At 60.3% G+C, this 20,003-nt stretch carries 16 protein-coding genes; 6 read left to right on the top strand and 10 right to left on the bottom strand.

The window, feature by feature from the left end:
* Positions 1-139: 139 nt before the first annotated feature.
* From FB009_RS16800 to FB009_RS16780, 5 genes are all read right to left on the bottom strand, one after another.
* Positions 140-1,006 (bottom strand): TIM barrel protein, encoded by an 867-nt coding sequence (locus tag FB009_RS16800; protein ID WP_011975105.1) that lies wholly within the window; start codon positions 1,004-1,006, stop codon positions 140-142.
* Between the two features lie 90 nt (positions 1,007-1,096).
* The gene (locus FB009_RS16795) at positions 1,097-2,107 is read right to left on the bottom strand and encodes an ABC transporter permease (protein WP_011975106.1); all 1,011 of its coding nucleotides are present in this window, start codon (positions 2,105-2,107) and stop codon (positions 1,097-1,099) included.
* Positions 2,104-2,859, bottom strand: a complete 756-nt coding sequence (locus FB009_RS16790) for an ATP-binding cassette domain-containing protein (protein ID WP_127581580.1) — start codon at positions 2,857-2,859, stop codon at positions 2,104-2,106. The genes FB009_RS16795 and FB009_RS16790 overlap by 4 nt, the downstream gene beginning before the upstream one ends.
* A 64-nt stretch (positions 2,860-2,923) precedes the next feature.
* Positions 2,924-3,946, bottom strand: a complete 1,023-nt coding sequence (locus FB009_RS16785) for a substrate-binding domain-containing protein (protein WP_011975108.1) — start codon at positions 3,944-3,946, stop codon at positions 2,924-2,926.
* A 332-nt stretch (positions 3,947-4,278) separates the two neighbouring features.
* The gene (locus FB009_RS16780; RefSeq protein WP_269150159.1) at positions 4,279-5,265 is read right to left on the bottom strand and encodes a LacI family DNA-binding transcriptional regulator; all 987 of its coding nucleotides are present in this window, start codon (positions 5,263-5,265) and stop codon (positions 4,279-4,281) included.
* A gap of 431 nt (positions 5,266-5,696) precedes the next feature.
* Here FB009_RS16780 and proS point away from each other — a divergent pair, with 431 nt between their 5' ends.
* The 4 genes from proS (at position 5,697) to dnaE (ending at position 12,979) form a co-directional block, all read left to right on the top strand.
* Positions 5,697-7,025 carry a proline--tRNA ligase gene (gene proS, locus FB009_RS16770; RefSeq protein WP_011975110.1) on the top strand — a complete coding sequence of 443 codons (1,329 nt, stop codon included), beginning with the start codon at positions 5,697-5,699 and terminating at the stop codon, positions 7,023-7,025.
* A 15-nt stretch (positions 7,026-7,040) separates the two neighbouring features.
* Positions 7,041-8,354, top strand: coding sequence for a lipoprotein-releasing ABC transporter permease subunit (locus FB009_RS16765; RefSeq protein ID WP_018208662.1), 1,314 nt, complete (start codon positions 7,041-7,043; stop codon positions 8,352-8,354).
* Between the two features lie 17 nt (positions 8,355-8,371).
* A complete protein-coding gene (locus tag FB009_RS16760; protein ID WP_011975112.1) occupies positions 8,372-9,058 on the top strand; it encodes an ABC transporter ATP-binding protein in 687 nt (228 codons plus the stop codon).
* Between the two features lie 423 nt (positions 9,059-9,481).
* Positions 9,482-12,979, top strand: a complete 3,498-nt coding sequence (gene dnaE, locus FB009_RS16755) for a DNA polymerase III subunit alpha (RefSeq protein WP_018011499.1) — start codon at positions 9,482-9,484, stop codon at positions 12,977-12,979.
* 42 nt (positions 12,980-13,021) lie between these two features.
* Here the strand turns inward: dnaE and FB009_RS16750 are convergent, their stop codons facing one another.
* The 3 genes from FB009_RS16750 to FB009_RS16740 form a co-directional block, all read right to left on the bottom strand.
* The gene (locus FB009_RS16750; RefSeq protein WP_011975114.1) at positions 13,022-14,248 is read right to left on the bottom strand and encodes a L,D-transpeptidase family protein; all 1,227 of its coding nucleotides are present in this window, start codon (positions 14,246-14,248) and stop codon (positions 13,022-13,024) included.
* 125 nt (positions 14,249-14,373) lie between these two features.
* A complete protein-coding gene (locus FB009_RS16745; protein WP_011975115.1) occupies positions 14,374-15,666 on the bottom strand; it encodes a DNA polymerase IV in 1,293 nt (430 codons plus the stop codon).
* A gap of 173 nt (positions 15,667-15,839) precedes the next feature.
* Entirely contained in the window at positions 15,840-16,112 is a 273-nt protein-coding gene (locus FB009_RS16740) for a DUF3572 domain-containing protein (protein ID WP_011975116.1), read from the bottom strand.
* Between the two features lie 156 nt (positions 16,113-16,268).
* Between FB009_RS16740 and FB009_RS16735 the strand changes: the two genes are divergently transcribed.
* Together FB009_RS16735 and FB009_RS16730 are read left to right on the top strand one after the other, a co-directional pair.
* A complete protein-coding gene (locus FB009_RS16735) occupies positions 16,269-16,640 on the top strand; it encodes a response regulator (protein WP_003537642.1) in 372 nt (123 codons plus the stop codon).
* Positions 16,641-16,657: 17 nt separating this feature from the next.
* On the top strand, positions 16,658-18,025 hold the full coding sequence (locus FB009_RS16730) for a PleD family two-component system response regulator (RefSeq protein WP_024311649.1): 1,368 nt from the start codon (positions 16,658-16,660) through the stop codon (positions 18,023-18,025).
* Positions 18,026-18,550: 525 nt separating this feature from the next.
* Here the strand turns inward: FB009_RS16730 and rpmG are convergent.
* Together rpmG and FB009_RS16720 are read right to left on the bottom strand one after the other, a co-directional pair.
* On the bottom strand, positions 18,551-18,718 hold the full coding sequence (rpmG, locus tag FB009_RS16725; protein ID WP_011975118.1) for a 50S ribosomal protein L33: 168 nt from the start codon (positions 18,716-18,718) through the stop codon (positions 18,551-18,553).
* 95 nt (positions 18,719-18,813) lie between these two features.
* A complete protein-coding gene (locus FB009_RS16720; protein ID WP_011975119.1) occupies positions 18,814-19,998 on the bottom strand; it encodes an MFS transporter in 1,185 nt (394 codons plus the stop codon).
* Positions 19,999-20,003: the final 5 nt, after the last annotated feature.

The following is a 20,003-nucleotide window of genomic DNA, read 5'->3' as shown; positions in this document are numbered from 1 at the left end:
CCCTGATCCGAAGCGGCGCGCAGGCCGGCGCGGCGGCGCTGCGAAGCGACGAGCGTCGCCGCCTGTTGAGCCGAACTTAGATTTTCGTTCCTGACGCTGCAGCTCCATTTTTGAGGGAAACCCCTCAAATCCTGACGCGTCATGCCGGTACGCTCCCATTCTTTCCTGCCTTGACAGTGTTCCACCGCGCCGCCACCAGGTCGCGCAATTGCTGCGCCTCCAGCCAACGGTCGGTTGTGTCCAACCCGTCGCGATTGGTGATCGCATAGGGGCGGGGACCGAGTTCACAGTTGAATGACAATGGGCGCGTATTCTCCGCATTGTCCAGATACGAGCGCATGCCGTATTCCCACCAGTCCAGAAACTGGTTCACCAGCGGCTTGTGCTGGGGAAAGCTGATTTCGATCTGGACCTGCTCGCGACTGGCGACCCGGCCATGGAGAGCCCAGGCGTTATCAAGGATGCGATGGATATAGGCGTGGTTTTCATCGCTGATCGGCCATGCGAATTCGCGCCCGACCAGAAAATGCGACAGGTCCGCAATCAGCTTCATGTCGGGGAAGGCGTCGAGCAGATCCAGCGTGAAATAGAGATCGGTCGTCATCCGGTCGCGATGGGTCTCGATCCAGACCGGTACCGGGGATTCCTCGGCCAACCGGTGCCAGCCTTCGAGCAACGGCACGCATTCGGCAAGGCTGCGCGGGCGGACATCTGCCTGCAGGCAGATATGATGTCCGCCCCATTTCGCAGCGAATTCGATGACCGGCTTCAGATCGTCGACCGCCTTTGGAAAGCACTGCCATTCCGCGGCGGCAGCCAGCCCCCGTTCGGCGGCTGCCCTGGCTAGATCGGCGGCCTTTACGAGATCGATGCAATTGCCGCTGATGCCGTCGAAGCCGGCTTCGGCGATCATGTCCAGGTTTTCCGGGATGCTGCGCTCTACCCCGTCCGGAGCGCGCAGTTCCATAGCCCACATCGATTGGGTGAAGACCATATCCTTGGTCATGAGTGTTCCCCTTTTTCAGGCGCATTCTATGAGTTGGAAGCCCGTCCGCTGCCCGGCAGCCATCGACTGACCGGGCAGGGGACATTGCCCTTAACGGCGGGCGCGCACCCAGATGTCGATGATCACCGCGAGCAGAATGACCGCGCCGTGTGCGACCGGCTCGTAATAGGAGTCCACGCCGAGAAGCACTGTTCCGTTCGAGATCATGCCGATGATCAGGGCGCCGACCAATGTGCCGAGTACGCTTCCCTGGCCGCCGAACAGGCCGGTACCGCCGATGATGACCGCGGCAATGACGCTCAGCTCCAGCCCGTTGCCCGTTTGCGGATCGACGCCGCGGAACCAGCCGAGCAGAATGAAGGACGACACGCCGACCAGCGCGCCGCTGCAAACGAAGGCCAGGATCTTCACGCGGTCCGTGTTGATCCCCACCGCCTTGGCGGCAGCCTTGTTGCCCCCCGTCGCAAACACATTGTATCCGAAGCGTGTGAAAAGCAGCAGATATGTGCCGAAAATGCCGGCAGCCACCATCCATAGGACCTGCGCCGGAATGAAACCGAAGGCCCGGCCGGCGACCAGCGAGCGAAATCCGGGATCCTGCAGCCCGGAAATCGGCATTCCGGTAGACAGAACCAGCGTGGCGCCGCTGTAGATGCTCAGCATGCCGAGCGTCGTGATGAAGGACGGAATCCTCAGCTTGGTCGTGATGACCCCGTTGATTCCGGACAGCGTTGCCCCGAGCAGAACCCCGACCAACGCGACAGCATACATGTCGATGCCCATATTGATGGCCAGTTTGGCGCAGACCATGGCCAGCAGGCCGTGCAACGCGCCCACGGACAGGTCGATTTCGCCTGAAATGAACACGAAGGTGCTGCCGACCGCGATGATCCCGATAACAGAAATCTGTCTCAGCAGGCTGAGAAGGTTGAGCTCGGTGAAGAAGGTATCGGTCGAGAAGCTCAGCGCAACGAACATTACGAGCGCTGCAAAGATGACCGACAATTCGCGTGAATTGCTGCTGAATATCGCCAGCTTTCGGCGAAACGCCATATCGTGCCGCGTCAACGGCGCCATTGTCGAACCTGCTGCCTCGCTCATGCTGCTTCCCCTTCGGTCTCGGCATCTTTGGGCTGTCCGGCCAGAATCAATTTGACGACGTCGTCATGGGCTACCGAGTTTCGCTCGACTTCTGCGACGACGCGGCCGCCGCCCAGGATCACCAGGTCATCGGCCACTTCGAACACATGATCCAGATTGTGGCTGATGATCAGGACCGAAATGCCCTTGGACCTCAGGTCATGAACCACATCGAGCACCATGCGCTGCTCACGGATGCCAAGCGCGGCCGTGGGCTCGTCCATCACCACCAATTGCCCCCCGAGCGCACAGGCACGCGCGATCGCGACCGCCTGGCGCTGGCCGCCAGACATGGAAGACACGAGGATGTCGAGCGAGGGGAGCTTTGCATTCATGTAGTTGAGGGCGCTTTCGGCGGTCTGCCGCATCTTCTTGCGGTCAACCATCAATCCACCCCATTTGGTGGGAATATTCCCAAGCGAGATGTTGTGGACAACATTGCGCTGATCGACCAAGGCCAGATCCTGGTAGACGGCCGTGATACCCAGCGCGAGGGCATCACGGGCGCTTTCCATATGGACCTGTTTCGCGCTTATCCAGATGCTGCCTTGTGTCGGCTTGTAGGTACCGCAGATCATCTTGACCAGCGTCGATTTTCCAGCGCCGTTGTCGCCGAGCAATGCCGTCACCCGGCCCTTGCGTATCGAACAGGAAACATTGCTGATCGCCGTCACATGACCAAAGCGTTTGGTAAGATTTTCTACTCGAAGCACATCTCCCTCCCCTGCTGGCCTGCCGCCCTGCATGAGTGCGGGCGGCAAGCAAGCGCCAGTTGGCTCACCCGAAACGCGCTTCGCGCTTGGTCACGGCCTCGACGTTGGATTTGTCGACGACTTCCGCGCCGGTATCGTAATCGAATGGCTGGTATCCGGCCTCAAGCTGCATATCCAGCAGTGACGAGGTGACCCAGCCCTGAGCATAGGGGTTCTGTCCGACCGCCCAGTGGGACGTTTCTGCCGCGATCGCCTCCAGAACGCCGGGGATAAGGTCGAAGCCCCCATTGGCGAACTTGCCGGTCATTCCGTTATCTTCGGCCCAGATTGCTGCGAACCAGTTTCCGGAAACAGTGCTGGCGAAACCGACCACGTCCGGCGTCGCGCGCATCTTGGCATCGATCCGCGACAGCGCTTCGGTCTGCGAGTTTGCGGTGGTAAATGTCTCGTACTTGTAGTTGGTGCCGTTCTTCCCGTTGTATTCGTCGATCCCCTGCTCCGTGCCGGTCGCCCGTTCTTCCAGCGCGCTGACGCCGGGAGAAGGATTGTCGATCAGGATCGTGCCTTCGGTCTTGCCGGTCAGTTGATGCGCGTACATGGCCGCCTGAAGGCCGTTCACGCGGCCGGCGGGAATGAAGTCCTGACCGACGAAAGGCACTTCGAGCTTTTCGTAGCCGTCGCTTGCCACGTTGTAGAGCACGATCGGAATGCCGGCGTCCTTTGCCCGCATGATATTCTCATCGAAAGCGGTTTCATTGATGCGGGTAAAGCCGACCGCGTCCGGCCTGGAGTTCAGCGCATCCACTTGCAACCGCACGGTTGCGGCGACGTTGGCCGGTGTGCCACGGGCGAGAAACTGCGTGTCCCAGTTTCGCAGCTTGCCGAATTCCTTGAACCCGGCACGAACCGGGGAAAAGAAGGGGATGTCCTCATGGGCGACAAAGATCACCTTCCGTTTAGCGCCCTGAGCGATCGCCGGAGCTGCAAGTCCGCCGGCTGCGGCAGCGCCGCCGATTGCTGCGGATTTCAAGAAAAGACGCCTGCCGACACCGGCCGATCCCGCCCCTGAAGATAGTTTTTTGTTCATTGATTCCTCCCAAATATACTTGCCACCGTCGCCTTCAAGCGACGGATATACTGTACAGACATGTTCGACCTAACCGCGGGTGCGCTGTTTGCGCATCGGCCAAGAAAAACGGCACGGCTTTCGCCGTCCATTCTCGATGTGCGAAGTTACGTCAAGATTGAATTAGCCTCCTCTAATCCAAACTTGAGCTTTTGCGGCGGCGGAAAAGGTATCTTCTGCCCTGTCCGGAGCAAACATAGCGGAATGAGGATGCGATGGTATAACTGAATTGAGGGATTTACCTCATCTCTGAGATCAATTCCGATCCTGCTCTTAATGGTCAGTCGATCTGATCAAATATTGTCTTTGACATGAATGGTGAAAGGCACGATCGGACTTTCCTGGGCCTCGTTGGAGATCCCGAAACGCGCAGCCAGAATGCGCAGTGCCTTTTGCGCCTGCAGATCCGGATTCTGGTCGATGACCACTGCCATTACTCCGTTTTGCAGCATCCTCGCCGCGTTCTCCGTCAGATCATGGCCGACGAGGACCGGCGCCAGTTGCCGGTTCATGGTTGAAATTGCCCGCTCCACAGCAGCGTCGCTGGCCCCTGCATTATAGATTCCGGCCACTTCGCCTTCCGTCAAAGCCTTGCAAAGCATGTATTCGGCCGCTGCGTCATCGCCTCTCGCTTCGATCAGGTCTACAATGGCGAGGCGCCCCGAATAATCGGCGATCCCATCTCGAAAGCCGCTGATCCGCTCGGCATGGGCGCGATAGTGCAGGCTGCCGCACAGCAGAACGACACGTCCTTCATTGGTCATTTTCGAGAGGAAGAAGGCCGCGGCCCGCCCGGCATTGTAATGGTTTATCCCCACATAGTTGAGCCGCGGTGCGGTCGGTACGTCGGAAACCAGGGTAATGACGGGTTTCCCAATAGACGTGACTTCCGCTATCGCCTCGATGATCATCTCATGCTCTTGGCCGTAGACGATAATCGCGTTGCAGCGGCTATTCCGGATCGCCGCCGCGACGAGATCGGGCTTGGTTTCGTCGACGAATGTTCGTTCGAGGACGATATTGTCGTCCATGAGATGGATAAATCGTCTGAAGGCGTCATTGATCCGTGCGCATAGGGGGTTGTCCCTTCGTCCAAGCAATACTTCGAAGCGAAGTCCGTTTCGGTAGAGCTTTGGCAGTGTACGTGCCAGCCCCAGTTCCCGCGCCGCGTCAAGCACTCGCTTGGCAGTGTCCGGCTTCACACCTCCGCGTTCGTTCAAGACCCGGTCCACAGTCGCATGCCCGACACCGGCTCGCCTTGCAATGTCGGTGAGCTTCACTTTCTTTAAGATTTCTGCCCCTTAGACCCGGCACCAAAAGCCATGAGTGATACAAGCAGGTTGTCGTTTCGCAGGGATTTGCGAATGACCGCGGCGATACACATAGCGAGTCTAATGCCCTCCGGCGCCACCATAACGGGCATGCGCGGCGTTATCCAAGCGATTTGCCTGAAGAAAACCCGGGTGTCCGGGGGGCAGGAAAGCGACGGCCCGAAGCCCCCGAACATCCTCCGCCGGCGGCAGGGTTTCTTTCCGCGCACGAAGCGGCTATGAACGCTGGACTCGGAGGTTCCCTTCACCCGTTGGCGGGAACATCAAGAGCGCTGTTCAAAGGCAGCAGCGGCCTTCATTACGTTGTAGAGGCGGCCGAAGCCAACGTCATTTCGCCCGAATCCGTCGATAGTGCGAATTCACCAGTTCTGGAACCCGTCATGCGCCTGTCCCGCTTTTTCATGCCCATCCTGAAGGAAAATCCGAAGGAAGCGGAGATCGTTTCCCATCGATTGATGTTGAGGACAGGCATGATCCGCCAGCAGTCCGCCGGCATCTACACGTGGCTGCCGCTCGGCAAGCGCGTGCTGGACAAGGTCAATGCGGTCATTCGCGAGGAGCAGAACCGGTCGGGCGCCATCGAGCTGCTGATGCCGACGCTGCAGTCGGCGGAGCTCTGGCAGGAGAGCGGGCGATATGACGCCTATGGCAAGGAGATGCTGCGTATCAAGGACCGGCAGGACCGGCCCATGCTCTACGGACCGACGAATGAGGAGATGATCACCGACATCTTCCGCTCCTATGTCAAGTCCTACCGGAACCTGCCGCTGAACCTCTATCATATCCAGCTGAAGTTCCGCGACGAGATCCGCCCGCGCTTCGGAACCATGCGCTCGCGCGAGTTTCTGATGAAAGATGCCTATTCCTTCGACCTGGACCGGGCAGGGGCGGAGCACGCATACAAGCGGATGTTCGCCGCCTATCTGCGCACTTTCGACCGGCTGGGCCTGCGCGCGATCCCGATGCGCGCGGACACCGGTCCGATCGGCGGAAATCTGAGCCACGAGTTCATCATCCTTGCAGACACGGGCGAGTCCGAGGTGTTCTGCCACAAGGACTTTCTCGGCTTCGACATTCCGGGCGAGGATACGAACTTCGACGATGTCGCGAGCATGAATGCGATCTTCGAAAAATGGACGTCGCGTTATGCGGCGACATCGGAAATGCATGAAGAGGCTGCCTTCGACGCCATTCCGGAAGGTGAGCGCCTTTCCGCTCGCGGGATCGAGGTGGGGCACATCTTCTATTTCGGTACCAAATATTCGGAGGCGATGGGAGCCAAGGTGCTTGGACCGGATGGCAAGGAACACACGGTGCACATGGGCTCCTATGGGATCGGCCCGACCCGCCTCGTGCCTGCCATCATCGAAGCGTCGCATGACGATAACGGCATTATCTGGCCGAAGGGCATCGCCCCCTTCGACATTGTCGTCATCAACATGAAAACGGGCGATGATGCTTGCGATACGGCTTGCGGCAGGCTCTACTCCGATCTGGGCAAGGCTGGATTCGACGTTCTTCTTGACGACACCGACGAGCGTGCCGGCGGAAAGTTTGCGACCGCCGACATCATCGGTGTGCCGGTGCAGGTGATCGTCGGGCCTAGGTCGATCGCAAATGGCGAGGTCGAAGTGAAGGACCGCAAGACCGGTGCGCGAGAGACGATGACAGTCGAAGCGGCGATCAACAAACTGGTCGCGGCGAGATAACAGGCGAAGGGATCAATGATGACTGCGGCGACGGACGAGCAAGTGCAGGCTGCCGCTCCATCCAGCATACCTTCCGGCCGTCCCTTCTCCGCTTTCGAGCGTATGGTCGCCTGGCGCTACCTGCGTTCGCGGCGGAAGGAAGCCTTCATCTCGGTCATCGCCGGCTTTTCTTTCATCGGGATCATGCTCGGGGTCGGAACGCTGATCATCGTCATGGCGGTGATGAACGGCTTCAGAACCGAGCTCATTTCACGCATTCTCGGCATGAACGGCCATATGATCGTTCAACCGCTGGATGGACCGCTCACAAATTACGCCGATCTCGCCACCAGGTTTTCCGCCGTTCCCGGCGTCACCATGGCCATTCCGATCGTCGAGGGCCAGGTTCTCGCGCAAGGCTTCGGGGATGCCTCGACGGGTGCGCTCGTTCGCGGAATACGCGCTGACGACCTCACCAAGCTCAAGTCGGTCTCGGAAAAAATCCAGGCGGGCGACCTCGTCGGTTTCGCTTCGGGCAGCGGCGTCGCCATCGGCTCGCGCATGGCCGAGCAATTGGGTATCCGCGTGGGCGGGACGATCACGCTCACCTCGCCGAACGGCGACGTGACGCCGATGGGCATGAATCCGAGGGTCAAGGGCTATACCGTTTCGGCCATATTCGAGATGGGCATGTCGGAATACGACGCGACCATCATCTTCATGCCGCTCGAGGAAGCACAGCTCTATTTCAACGCCGAGGGCCTCGTCCAGTCGATCGAGCTTTTCGTCGAGCATCCGGATGCCGTCGACACGCTTCGCGAGCCGGTGGAGAAGGCGGCCGGCCGGCAGATATTCATCACCGACTGGCGCGAACGGAACAGGACGTTCTTTTCCGCGCTCGAGGTGGAGCGGAACGTCATGTTCATGATCCTGACGCTCATCGTGCTGGTCGCGGCGCTGAATATCATCTCCGGCCTGATCATGCTGGTGAAGGATAAGGGCAGTGACATCGCGATCCTCAGGACGATGGGGGCGACCTCCGGCTCGGTGATGCGAATCTTCTTCATGACCGGCGCAGCCATAGGCGTCACGGGAACGATCGCCGGCGTCGTCCTCGGGGTCGTCGTCTGCCTGAATATCGAATCGATCCGCCAGTTCTTCTCCTGGGTCTCGGGCGCCACGCTTTTCGATCCGGAGCTTTACTTCCTGAGTCAGCTTCCGGCTGACATGAATGCCGACGAGACTGTCACCGTCGTCATCATGGCGCTCGCGCTTTCCTTCCTTGCCACGATCTTCCCGGCCTGGCGCGCCTCGCGCCTCGATCCGGTGCAGGCCCTGCGGTACGAATAACAAGGACATCAGCATAAATGAATGCGCGCGTGGCACTGCAGCTCTCCGGCATCGAGCGGCATTATGGCGAGGGCGAAACCTTCCTGCCGATCCTCAAGGGGGCGGACCTGACTTTGCGAAGCGGCGAGACGGTCGCCCTCGTGGCGCCGTCCGGCACTGGCAAATCGACATTGCTTCACATCGCCGGGCTGCTCGAACATCCCGATGAGGGGGAGGTGCTCGTGAACGGAGCCTCCTGCAATGGGCTCAGCGACGACCGGCGCACGGCCATCCGCCGCAACGAGATCGGGTTCGTCTACCAGTTTCACCATCTCCTGCCGGAATTCTCCGCGCTGGAGAACATCATGATGCCGCAGCTGATCGCGGGGTTATCCAAAGCCGAGGCGGCGGAGCGGGCATCGGCTCTCCTGGACTATATGCGCATCGGCCATCGGGGCAGCCATCGTCCAACCGAACTTTCCGGCGGCGAACAGCAGCGCGTTGCCATTGCAAGAGCGGTCGCCAATGCTCCGCTAATCCTTCTGGCGGATGAGCCCACCGGCAATCTCGATCCGGAGACGGCCGGCTATGTGTTCGAGGCGCTGGAAGCGCTGGCGCGCCAGTCCGGCCTGGCTGCGCTGATCGCAACCCACAATCACGAGCTCGCTTCCCTGATGGACCGTCGCGTTACGATCGAGGACGGCAAGGTGGTCGAGCTAAGATAGTTCGGCCTTCGCGGCATCAGAACAGACCTCGGCACTCACGCAATCCCAGACCCGGGACGCGGCGGAAATTCGCGCGCGTTAACCATGGAGATCGGTCAGCAAGTCTTCCATGCAGTCTTCCTTGACTACCGAACAAAAATGGAACATAACAGGAACATTAGCGGAAAAGGAGACAAGTTATGGCTGATTTCATACGCGATCTTGCTGCCTTCGCCTCGATGAGCCTCTTCATCGCGAGCATCTCGGTAATCGCCCTGGGCTTGTGACCCGCATACGTGCCCCTGCATTCGCCCAGCTCATGAGTGCCCCTCTAGCGGTGTGTGCCACGGACTGATCAAAACCTCTGTCCTTCCACGCTTGAGACTGGACAGCGGGGACAGGAAACAGGATATCCTCGACGCCGACGAGAATCGGAGTGCGGCGATGACAGGCAACCAGGGTATCGGACAGGTCGCAGGGGCTGTGGCGGATCCGCAGTTCGTCCACCTGCGCGTGCATTCCGCCTATTCCTTGCTGGAAGGCGCCTTGCCCTTGAAGAAGATCATCGGCAAGGCGATCGCCGACGATCAGCCGGCGATCGGTATCGCCGACACCAATAACCTCTTCGCGGCGCTCGAATTCTCGCAGAAGGCCGCCGGGGACGGACTGCAACCGATCATCGGTTGTCAGCTCTCGATCGACATGGAGGATGAGGCCGAAGGCGAGCGGCGCGGCCATGCGCATCAGTTCGTCAAACTTCCGTCGCTTGTGCTGATCGCAGCAACCGATGACGGTTATGCCCGCCTCGTGGAGCTGGTTAGCCGCGCCTACCTCGAAGGCGAGGGGCACCATCAGGTGCGAATAAGCCGCTCCTGGCTTTCGGCGGGCGGCACATCCGGTCTCATTGCGCTTACCGGGGCAGGTACCGGGCCGATCGATATGGCGGTGAAGGCGGGTTCGCCGGCCCTGGCCGAGGCGCGGTTGAAGACGCTGATCGAACTTTTCGGCGATCGGCTCTATGTCGAGTTGCAGAGGCATGGGAATTACGACCGCAGTCACGAAAACCGCATGATCGATCTTGCCTATCGGCTCGACGTTCCGCTCGTTGCCACCAATGAGGCGTTTTTCCCGTCGCCGGCGGACTACGATGCCCATGATGCGCTGATGGCCGTCGCCCATAATGCCATGGTCTCCGACGACAGCCGTTTTCGTCTGACGCCGGACCATTATCTGAAAAGCCGCAAGGAGATGGCGGCGCTTTTCGCAGACCTGCCGGAGGCGCTGGAGAATACGATCGAGATCGCTCGACGCTGCTCCTTCATGCTGAAGACCCGCAGCCCGATCCTACCGCGCTTTACCGGCGCTTCGGGTGATCCGGAGCAGGCGGAACGCGCCGAGGTGGCCGAGCTGCGCCGTCAGGCGGAGGAGGGATTGGAGGGGCGCCTCGCCAAGCTCGGCATGGCCCCCGGCTACAAGGAAGAGGACTACCGGGAGCGGCTGGCCTTCGAACTCGGCGTCATCGAGCGGATGAAGTTTCCGGGTTACTTCCTCATCGTTGCCGACTTCATCAAATGGGCCAAGCAGCATGACATCCCGGTCGGGCCGGGGCGCGGCTCCGGCGCCGGCTCACTGGTCGCCTATGCACTGACGATTACCGACGTCGATCCGATGCGCTTCTCGCTGCTGTTCGAGCGCTTCCTCAATCCCGAGCGCGTGTCGATGCCGGACTTCGATATCGATTTCTGCCAGGATCGGCGTGAGGAGGTCATCCGCTACGTACAGCAGAAATATGGACGCGAGCAGGTAGCGCAGATCATCACCTTCGGATCGCTGCAGGCGCGCGCAGCACTTCGTGACGTCGGTCGCGTCCTGGAAATGCCCTACGGCCAGGTCGACAAGATCTGTAAGCTGGTGCCGAACAATCCCGCAAATCCGACACCGCTTTCCAAGGCCATAGAGGAGGAGCCGCGGCTGCAGGAAGAGGCGGAGAAGGAGCCGGTCGTCGGCCGGCTTCTCGACATTGCGCAGAAGATCGAAGGACTTTACCGCCACGCCTCCACACATGCGGCCGGTATCGTCATCGGCGACCGCCCGCTCTCGCAGCTTGTGCCGATGTATCGCGATCCGCGCTCCGACATGCCGGTGACCCAGTTCAACATGAAATGGGTCGAGCAGGCAGGCCTCGTGAAGTTCGACTTCCTGGGCCTGAAGACGCTGACGGTGCTGAAGACGGCGGTCGACTTCGTCGCCAAGCGCGGCATCCATATCGACCTTGCAAGCATTCCCCTCGACGACCCGAAGACATATGAGACCCTCTCGCGCGGCGAGACGGTCGGCGTGTTCCAGGTGGAAAGTGCCGGCATGCGCAAGGCGCTTATCGGCATGCGCCCGGACTGCATCGAGGACATCATCGCGCTTGTGGCGCTCTATCGTCCGGGGCCGATGGAGAACATCCCTATCTACAACGCCCGCAAGCACGGCGAAGAAGAGATCGAATCGATCCATCCGAAGATCGATTACCTGCTCAAGGAGACACAGGGCGTCATCGTCTATCAGGAGCAGGTGATGCAGATCGCCCAGGTGCTCTCGGGTTACTCGCTCGGCGAGGCAGACCTTCTGCGCCGTGCCATGGGCAAGAAGATCAAGGAGGAGATGGACAAGCAGCGTGCCCGCTTCGTCGATGGCGCAGTCAGGAACGGCGTTTCCAAGCCGCAGGCCGATCTGATCTTCGACCTTCTCGCCAAATTCGCCAATTACGGGTTCAACAAATCGCACGCGGCCGCCTACGCCATCGTTTCCTATCAGACCGCCTATATGAAGGCACACTATCCGGTCGAGTTCCTCGCAGCCTCGATGACGCTCGACATGTCGAACACCGAGAAGATCAACGATTTCCGCCAGGACGCGATGCGCCTCGGAATACAGGTGATCGCGCCATCCGTGCAGACCTCGCACCGTCACTTCGAAACCGGCGAAAAGCGCATCTATTACTCGCTTGCCGCCCTCAAGGGCGTCGGCGAGTCGGCCGTCGACCACATCGTCGCCGTGCGTGAAGACCGGCCTTTCGCAAGTCTCGAGGATTTCTGCCTGAGGATCGACCCGAAGCTCTTGAACCGCCGTGTCTTCGAAAGCCTGATCGCTGCCGGTGCTTTCGACTGCTTCGGCTACGACCGGGCGGAACTCGTCGGCGGGCTCGATCGTATCCTCGGTTTCGCGCAGCGTGCCCAGGAGAACAAGGTGAGCGGCCAGAGCGACATGTTCGGCGCGGGTGCCGCTACCGGGCCCGAGAAGATCGCGTTGCCGCCCTATACCCCTTGGCTCGCCTCGGAAAAGCTGCACCGCGAGTTCCAGGTGCTGGGCTTCTATCTCTCCGCTCATCCGCTCGACACTTACAACAGTCTTCTGGCGAAGATGCGCGTGCAGACATTCGCGGATTTTTCGGCCGCCGTAAAAAAGGGAGCGACGGCGGGCCGCCTCGCAGGGACGGTGACGTCGAAGCAGGAGCGCAAAACGCGCACCGGTAACAAGATGGGGATCGTCGCCTTCTCGGACGCCTCCGGCCAGTTCGAAGCAGTCCTTTTCTCCGAAATGCTGAACCAGTATCGCGATCTCTTGGAGGCCGGCAAATCGCTGGTGATGACCGTCGACGCCGAAGAGCGGCCGGAGGGCATCGGCCTTCGCATTCGCACACTGCGTTCCCTCGAGGAGGAATCGCTGCAGATGCAGAAGGCGCTGCGCGTCTATGTGCGCGACTGCGGACCGTTGCGCTCCATCGCGTCGCATCTCAACGCCAGAGGAGACGGCCTGGTCTCCTTCATCGTCATCAAGGATAACGGGCAGCGGGAAATCGAAGTCGAACTCAGCGAGAAATACCGGATATCACCCGAGATTGCGGCCGCCCTTCGCTCCGCACCCGGTGTCGTGGACGTCGAACTGGTTTAATCGGCGAGGGGGCAAACCATGCAGCGGAGTTCACCAGTTTCCTCATTCGCGTGTCTCTCTGGTGATCGTGATGAAATCCGTACCCTTGCCGGTCTCCAGCCCAAATTCGATATCGGTGATGGAGAGTGACGAACCGTTGGACAGGAGGCCGGAGATGCGTTCGCGAACGTCCTCGGGCACAGTGATGCGATCGAGCGTCCATTCCAGTGTAGAGGTCAGGTCAGGGCCGCCTTCGGCTGTGATACCGAGCCGCTTCTTCGTCGCCTTTGACAGCCTGTTCTCGAGTGAAATGCCGAACCATTTGCCCTCTCCGGTTCGCGCGTCGAGATTCTGAAACTGCAGCAGATGCGTTCCGAGCGGGCTTTCCGGTTCTGCAATGGCGATCTCGGCCTCGAAAACCGGCTGGAATTGTCTGCGCACCCGCAGCACGCCGTTCAGCGGTGCACTGCGGCCCGCCTTGCGAAAGACGGCGTCGATCAACTCCGGTGTTATCTTGCCGTCGACGGGTCGGCCCTCTTCCCCTTGAAATGTTTCGATCGCAGCGGCGGTCGTCGGGCCGTTGACGCCGTCCGGCACGCCGGCATCGTAGCCGAGCGTGTTGAGGAGTGTCTGGAGATCGCGCACGTTTTCTTGGGTGCCGCGGCGTGTGATCAATATGCGGATCGGGGCCTTCTCTTCGGCGGATGCAATGGGCGCGGGGCGCTTGTCGGTCATCGCGACTTCGACTGCGCTCCGGTTGAGACCCCCGATTGCCGGCCGCAGGGGGATGTCCGACAGGGCTGGCCCTTGCGGCGGCGGCCTGCTCGGCTGAAAGAGCATTTCGTCCGCAACCTCGACCGGCGCGACCTGTCGATCCGATACGATCACATGCATGCCGTGGCTCGTCATCTTGAACAGACGGGCTGCGAATTTGCTCGGCAGCCTCACGCAACCATGCGAAGCGGGATAGTCCGGCACATGGTTCGAGCCATGCAGTGCGATGCCCGACCAGGTCAGTCGCTGCATGAACGGCATCGGTGCATTGGAATAGATGTTCGACTCGTGACGCCGGCGCTTCTCCAAAATCGAGAAGATGCCCGTCGGGGTAGCGTGTCCCGCCTTGCCGGTGGACACTCTCGACGTGGCGACAACGGTGTCGCCATCATAGACGACGAGAGACTGCTGCTCCCGCGATACGACGACCTGCAAAGGCGCTTTGGCGCCGGCCGCAAACGCGGATGGCGACGCCATGATGAAGACTGCAAATCCCATCCGGAGAGCGGAACGCAAGACTTACCCTCGTTCAGAAAGTGGCGGCGCTGCAGAGCGTAAGGCGGCGCCGTGGGATCAGCCTAACCTTCAATATTTAAGGAATTGCCCATTTTTGATGTGGCAGCCGAGGCAAGGCTCACCGGCTATCGATCGCGCGGTCCCTTGCCGAACGTGTATCCGGTCTCGACGGTCGCCTTGCCGAACTTGTCCCGCAATCTGTTGATCGCATCTTCGGCGGCAGCCCGCCGGGCAGCCAGCGGATCGACGAGATCGGGCGGATCGGCGAGGTCGGGATCCACGAGATCGCTGACGCCGATCCCGATCAGCCGATATTTCGTCCCGTCGACCTCCTTCTCCAGCAGTTGCAGGCCCGTGCGGAAAATGCGATCGGCAAGGCGGGTGGGGCTTTCGAGCCGGCGGTTGCGAGTGCGGATCTTGAAGTCCGAGGTCTTGAGCTTCAGCACCACCGTCTGGCCGGCCAGGGCGGAGTTTCGCAAGCGCGAAGCCACCTGTTCGCTGAGGCGCCTTAGATGCGATACGAGTTCATCGCGGCGCGCAAGGTCGTCGTTGAAGGTGGTCTCGGAGGAGACGCTTTTCGCTTCGCCCTCGATTTCGACAGTCCTTTCGTCAAGGCCGCGCGAAAGCCTGTAGAGCCGCTGGCCCATCGTACCGTAGCGGCGCATGAGGTCCGCCTCTTCCATCGTCTGGAGCTGCCCGATCGTGCGGATGCCGTCCCTTTCGAGCGTGGTGGCAAAGACTTTGCCGACGCCCCAGATGAGGGTAACGGACTTGTCTTTCAGGAAGGTCACCGCTTCTGCCTGGCCGATGACAGAGAAACCGCGCGGCTTCTGAAGATCCGAGGCGACCTTGGCCAGGAATTTGCAATAGGAAAGGCCGACGGAAACCGTAATGCCGATCTCCTGCTCCACCCGCTTGGCGAAGCGGGCAAGCGTCCGGGCGGGCGGATCGTGGTGAAGCCGCTCGGTGCCGCTCAGATCGAGGAAGGCCTCGTCTATCGATAGCGGTTGCACGAGAGGCGTCAGTTCCGACATCATCGCTCTGACCTCGCGCCCGACACGCACATATTTCTCCATGTCGGGCCTGATAACGACGGCCTGGGGACAGGCTTCGAGGGCTTTGAACATTGGCATGGCGGAGCGCACGCCATGAATGCGGGCGATGTAACACGCCGTGGAGACGACGCCACGCTTGCCGCCGCCGATGATCACCGGCCGGTCGGCAAGTTCCGGATTGTCACGCTTCTCCACTGAGGCATAGAAGGCGTCGCAGTCGATATGCGCCAGGGTCAGGCGATAGAGTTCGGAGTGCCGGAGGAGCCGTGGGCTGCCGCACCCAAGACACCGTCGCGTCTGGGCGGTTTGCTCCTTGAGGCAATCACGGCAGAAACCGGAGGTTGGGGCGGCGCTGTCGGTCATATCCGGAACAAATGTTGAACGCAGCGACTTTACGCTCTACGCTGCTGAGTCTCAAGGCGGCGGCTGGAGGCGGTTTTGGATATCGCTGTAAATTTTGGAATAGCGCCGGCAGATTGCCTGCGGGACTTCGGAACGCTCTTCGGCCGGCGGTTGGTGCCGCCTGCCGGCCGCGCTCAGTCTTCCTCGAAGTCACGCGCTCCGGAGAGGGCATGGTGCGCCCGAACGACCTCTTCCGGCGAGGTGTGCGTTTTGTTGCAGAAGGCCATCAGTGTAGGCTCATGCTCCATCAGAAACGCAACAATGCCGCCCATGAATCCCGGCTCGCCGATCGCGCTGCGCAGTGAGGTGGGATCGGTGCCGGTGAGCGCCAGAAAGCGTGACATCAGTTCAGGCTCGTCCGCGAGCCAGGTGAGGATGGCGATCGCCGTTTCTTCAGCGTTCTTCATGATATCCGCTCTCTTCTCGGTTGGCGGCCGCAATTACCTATTTTTCAACCAAATCGCGCTAGCCTGGCGATCGATGAAATGGGTCGAGTCACCGTTGTTGCAACTTAAATCTCTCCAGGGGACTTGCAAGGCGGCGGCAGACAGCAAGGGACCGACATGCCCAAACAGGTTATGATTGTTGAGGATAACGAGCTGAATATGAAGCTCTTCCGCGACCTGATTGAGGCTTCGGGATACGCGACGATTCAGACTCGCAACGGTATGGAAGCGCTTGAACTTGCGCGCAAGCACCGGCCGGACCTGATTCTGATGGACATCCAGTTGCCGGAGGTCTCCGGTCTCGAGGTCACGAAATGGCTCAAGGAAGACGATGAGCTCCACGTGATCCCAGTCATTGCCGTAACCGCCTTCGCCATGAAGGGCGACGAGGAGCGCATCCGCCAGGGAGGATGCGAGGCCTATGTTTCCAAGCCGATTTCCGTTCCCAAATTTATTGAAACGATCAAAACATATCTGGGCGATGCCTGAGCGCCGGAAAGATCGATATGACTGCGCGTATCCTCGTCGTTGATGACGTACCAGCCAACGTGAAGCTATTGGAAGCGCGGCTGGTTGCTGAATATTTCGAAGTGCTGACGGCTGCAGACGGACACGCAGCGCTGGCTATTTGCGAACAGACGTCCGTCGACCTCGTTCTGCTCGATATCATGATGCCTCATATGGATGGGTTCGAGGTTTGCGAAAGGCTCAAGGCCAGCAGCCGCACCGCGCATATTCCGGTGGTGATGATAACCGCGTTAGACCAGCCGTCCGACCGTGTGCGCGGGCTGAAAGCCGGTGCGGACGACTTTCTGACAAAACCGGTCAACGATCTGCAGCTCATGTCCCGCGTAAAGAGCCTCGTGCGTTTGAAGAACGTCAGCGACGAGCTGCGTCTCAGGGCGCAGACGGCACAGACGATCGGATTGCAGGAGTTGAGTCGCCTTGATCGGCCCGACGAGCCCGGCAGCGTTCTGCTGGTCGATGGCCGCGCATCCTCGCAGGAGCGGCTCACTCGCGCTCTGAGGCCCATCGCCGATGTTGCTGTCCTGTCGGATCCGCAGGCTGCTCTGTTCGAGGCCGCCGAGAACAGTTTCGACCTTGTCATCGTCAATGCGAACTTCGACGATTACGATCCGCTACGTCTGTGTTCGCAATTGCGCTCGCTCGAGCGGACCCGCTTCATTCCCATCCTGCTGGTTACCGAACAGGGAAACGACGAGATGATCGTCCGTGCACTCGAACTGGGCGTGACGGATTACATCATGCGCCCCGTCGATCCGAACGAACTTGTCGCCCGCTCCCTCACGCAGATCCGGCGCAAGCACTGCAATGACCGCTTGCGCGCAAGTGTTCAGCAGACGATCGAGTTGGCAGTGACCGATGATCTCACCGGTCTTCACAACCGGCGCTATCTGGAGAATCACTTGAAACTGCTGATCGATCGTGCGGGCGCCCGAGGGCGTCCGCTGTCGATCTGCATTACCGATATCGATCGCTTCAAGCGTGTGAACGACACCTACGGACATGATGCCGGCGACGACGTGCTGCGCGAGTTCGCAAACCGAGTCCGCGCAACGGTGCGTGGCGCGGACCTCGCCTGCCGGTTCGGTGGGGAGGAGTTCGTCGTCGTCATGCCGGACACGACACCTGAAATGGCGGCAATCGTTGCCGAGAGGCTTCGGCTGTCAGTCGAGAGTCGCGGGTTCGACATTGCGGAGGCTGCGACGGTACTGACAGTCACCGCGTCGCTCGGCATAGCGAGCCTGAGGCCGGACGGCGACACGGCAGAGGCTCTGCTGAAAAGGGCCGACATGGCGCTCTACGAGGCAAAGAACGGCGGGCGCAATCGTGTCGTCGCAGCCGCGGCCTGAATTTTCATAAAGCGATCTGGAGGCAATCGGTGGCCGTCGAGCCCTATTGGCGCTCTTGCACGGTCGCCCTTTCGCATCGAGCAGGAGGCGCTGTTCGATTCTGAAACAGAATTAACCAAAACCCGAGCAACCTTGTTTCAGCGATTAAGAATACATTGATTTTTTTTTAGTTTCAGGCAATGCTGATAAGCGAGGAAGGAAACTTCCACAGCAATCGGTTACCCCATGATGCTCAGGTCCGCCGCATCTCCTGGGTCGTGGGGTCGGTCGGCTGGCCTCGGATTTGCGGATTCCTCGTGCTGCAACCGGAACCAGCCGACCCCCATTCGAAAACGCCGCTTCGAAAGAGGCGGCGTTTTCGATTGTGTCGTTCGTTCACCTGAGCGGAATGAGGAGAAGTGGTTGCGGTTTTCCGCCAGCGTCCCGCCTCTCAACTCCTTGGAAGGTATCTCGTCCCGGGAAGGACGCAAAGAAAAAGCGCCGGCCCCGAGGGGCGGCGCTCCGGGATCGAAGTAAGCAGCGAGCTTACTTGATTTTGGCTTCCTTGAATTCGACGTGCTTCCTCGCAACCGGGTCGTACTTCGTCTTCGTCATCTTGTCCGTCATCGTGCGGCTGTTCTTGGTGGTGACGTAGAAGAAACCCGTGTCGGCCGTCGACAGCAGCTTGATCTTGATGGTGGTAGCTTTCGCCATGGTCGTCCTGCCTTTATGAAAAAATGAAAGCCGTGAACAACCGGTTGCGGGCCACGGTCAAGGTTGGCGCGAAACTACAAATCGCGACCGAAAAGTCAAGGCCGTTTTGGTTTCAAAACGATGCGGACCAGGGAAAGTACGACATAAAGCCCGAAGAAGCCTGCGATTGCCCAGGCAAAGCCGTCATTGCCGGTCACATCCATCGCCGCGCCGATCACCTGCGGACCCGCCACCGTGCCGACGGCGTAGGAGAACACGAAGGCCGCGTTGGCGGCAGCGAGGTCGGCTCCCTGAAGCCGTGAGCCGAGATGGCTGAGGCCGACCGTGTAGAGACCGGAAACGCATCCACCCCAGAACAGAAGCACCAGCGCCATCAATATCCAGTTCTCCACCAGCATCGGCAGGAACAGGGCGCCGACGAGGCCGATCAGGGTCAGTGCCGACAGAATCGTGCGGCGGTCTTTCACGCGGTCGGAAAGCATGCCGAGCGGAATCTGGAATATGAAATTGCCGATGCCCATGACGGTCAGCAGCAGCGCTGCCTGCGATTCGCTGAAGCCCGCGCGTGTACCGAAGATCGGAAAGAGGGAAAGCCCGCCATATTCCACGGCGCCGAAGATGAAGACGGCTGCCGTGGCGGTCGGCACGAGAAAGACGTAACGCATGAAATGGCGTTTCGGCTTTTCGTCGAGCACCGGGCTCTCGTTGCGCGCGAGGAAGATCGGGATCGCGGAAAGCAGGATGACGCCCGCACCGACGGCGAAGGGCAGTAAGCCTTCGCTGCCCAGTATCGAGAAGAGCAGGGGACCGCTTGCGAAACCGAGCGACAGCACGGTGCCGTAGACGCCGAGCACGAAGCCGCGCCTATTGGGCGGCGCGGTTGCGTTGATCCAGAATTCGGAAAGAATGAAGAGAACGGTGATCGCGCCGTGGAAGACGATGCGCAGAGGAAACCAGAGCCAGAAATTCGTGAGATAATAGAAGCCGAGCGAACTCGTCGCCGCAAACGCGATTGCCAGCAGCATGGTCGGGGCGACGCCGTGACGGTGGGCGAATTTCATCGTGAATGGAGCGGCGGCCATGGATGCGAGACCGGCCATTGCGGCATTCAACCCGTTCAGCGTGGGCGCGATGCCGCGTTTCTCCATGATGACGCTGAGCAGCGGGAGCCCCAGGCCGATGGCAATGCCAACGGCAGTGATCGACGCGAGCGCCGCGATCAATGAAGGCCAGTGGATCTCGTCAACCGGTCCTGAGGTACCGGGCGGCGGCTTCAACATGCGAC

The organism is Sinorhizobium medicae (genome assembly GCF_007827695.1).
Classification (GTDB): Bacteria; Pseudomonadota; Alphaproteobacteria; order Rhizobiales; family Rhizobiaceae; genus Sinorhizobium; species Sinorhizobium medicae.
The sequence above is the reverse complement of the archived record's forward strand: the minus strand, read 5'-3'. Positions and strand labels throughout refer to the sequence as shown.

Excerpts from the sequence above, each read along its gene's own strand:
- FB009_RS16800 (WP_011975105.1), bottom strand. The coding sequence starts at position 1,006 with ATGACCAAGGATATGGTCTTCACCCAATCGATGTGGGCTATGGAACTG.
- FB009_RS16795 (WP_011975106.1), bottom strand. The coding sequence starts at position 2,107 with ATGAGCGAGGCAGCAGGTTCGACAATGGCGCCGTTGACGCGGCACGAT.
- FB009_RS16785 (WP_011975108.1), bottom strand. The coding sequence starts at position 3,946 with ATGAACAAAAAACTATCTTCAGGGGCGGGATCGGCCGGTGTCGGCAGG.
- proS (WP_011975110.1), top strand. The coding sequence starts at position 5,697 with ATGCGCCTGTCCCGCTTTTTCATGCCCATCCTGAAGGAAAATCCGAAG.
- FB009_RS16765 (WP_018208662.1), top strand. The coding sequence starts at position 7,041 with ATGATGACTGCGGCGACGGACGAGCAAGTGCAGGCTGCCGCTCCATCC.
- FB009_RS16760 (WP_011975112.1), top strand. The coding sequence starts at position 8,372 with ATGAATGCGCGCGTGGCACTGCAGCTCTCCGGCATCGAGCGGCATTAT.
- dnaE (WP_018011499.1), top strand. The coding sequence starts at position 9,482 with ATGACAGGCAACCAGGGTATCGGACAGGTCGCAGGGGCTGTGGCGGAT.
- FB009_RS16745 (WP_011975115.1), bottom strand. The coding sequence starts at position 15,666 with ATGACCGACAGCGCCGCCCCAACCTCCGGTTTCTGCCGTGATTGCCTC.
- FB009_RS16740 (WP_011975116.1), bottom strand. The coding sequence starts at position 16,112 with ATGAAGAACGCTGAAGAAACGGCGATCGCCATCCTCACCTGGCTCGCG.
- FB009_RS16735 (WP_003537642.1), top strand. The coding sequence starts at position 16,269 with ATGCCCAAACAGGTTATGATTGTTGAGGATAACGAGCTGAATATGAAG.
- FB009_RS16730 (WP_024311649.1), top strand. The coding sequence starts at position 16,658 with ATGACTGCGCGTATCCTCGTCGTTGATGACGTACCAGCCAACGTGAAG.
- rpmG (WP_011975118.1), bottom strand. The coding sequence starts at position 18,718 with ATGGCGAAAGCTACCACCATCAAGATCAAGCTGCTGTCGACGGCCGAC.
- FB009_RS16720 (WP_011975119.1), bottom strand. The coding sequence starts at position 19,998 with ATGTTGAAGCCGCCGCCCGGTACCTCAGGACCGGTTGACGAGATCCAC.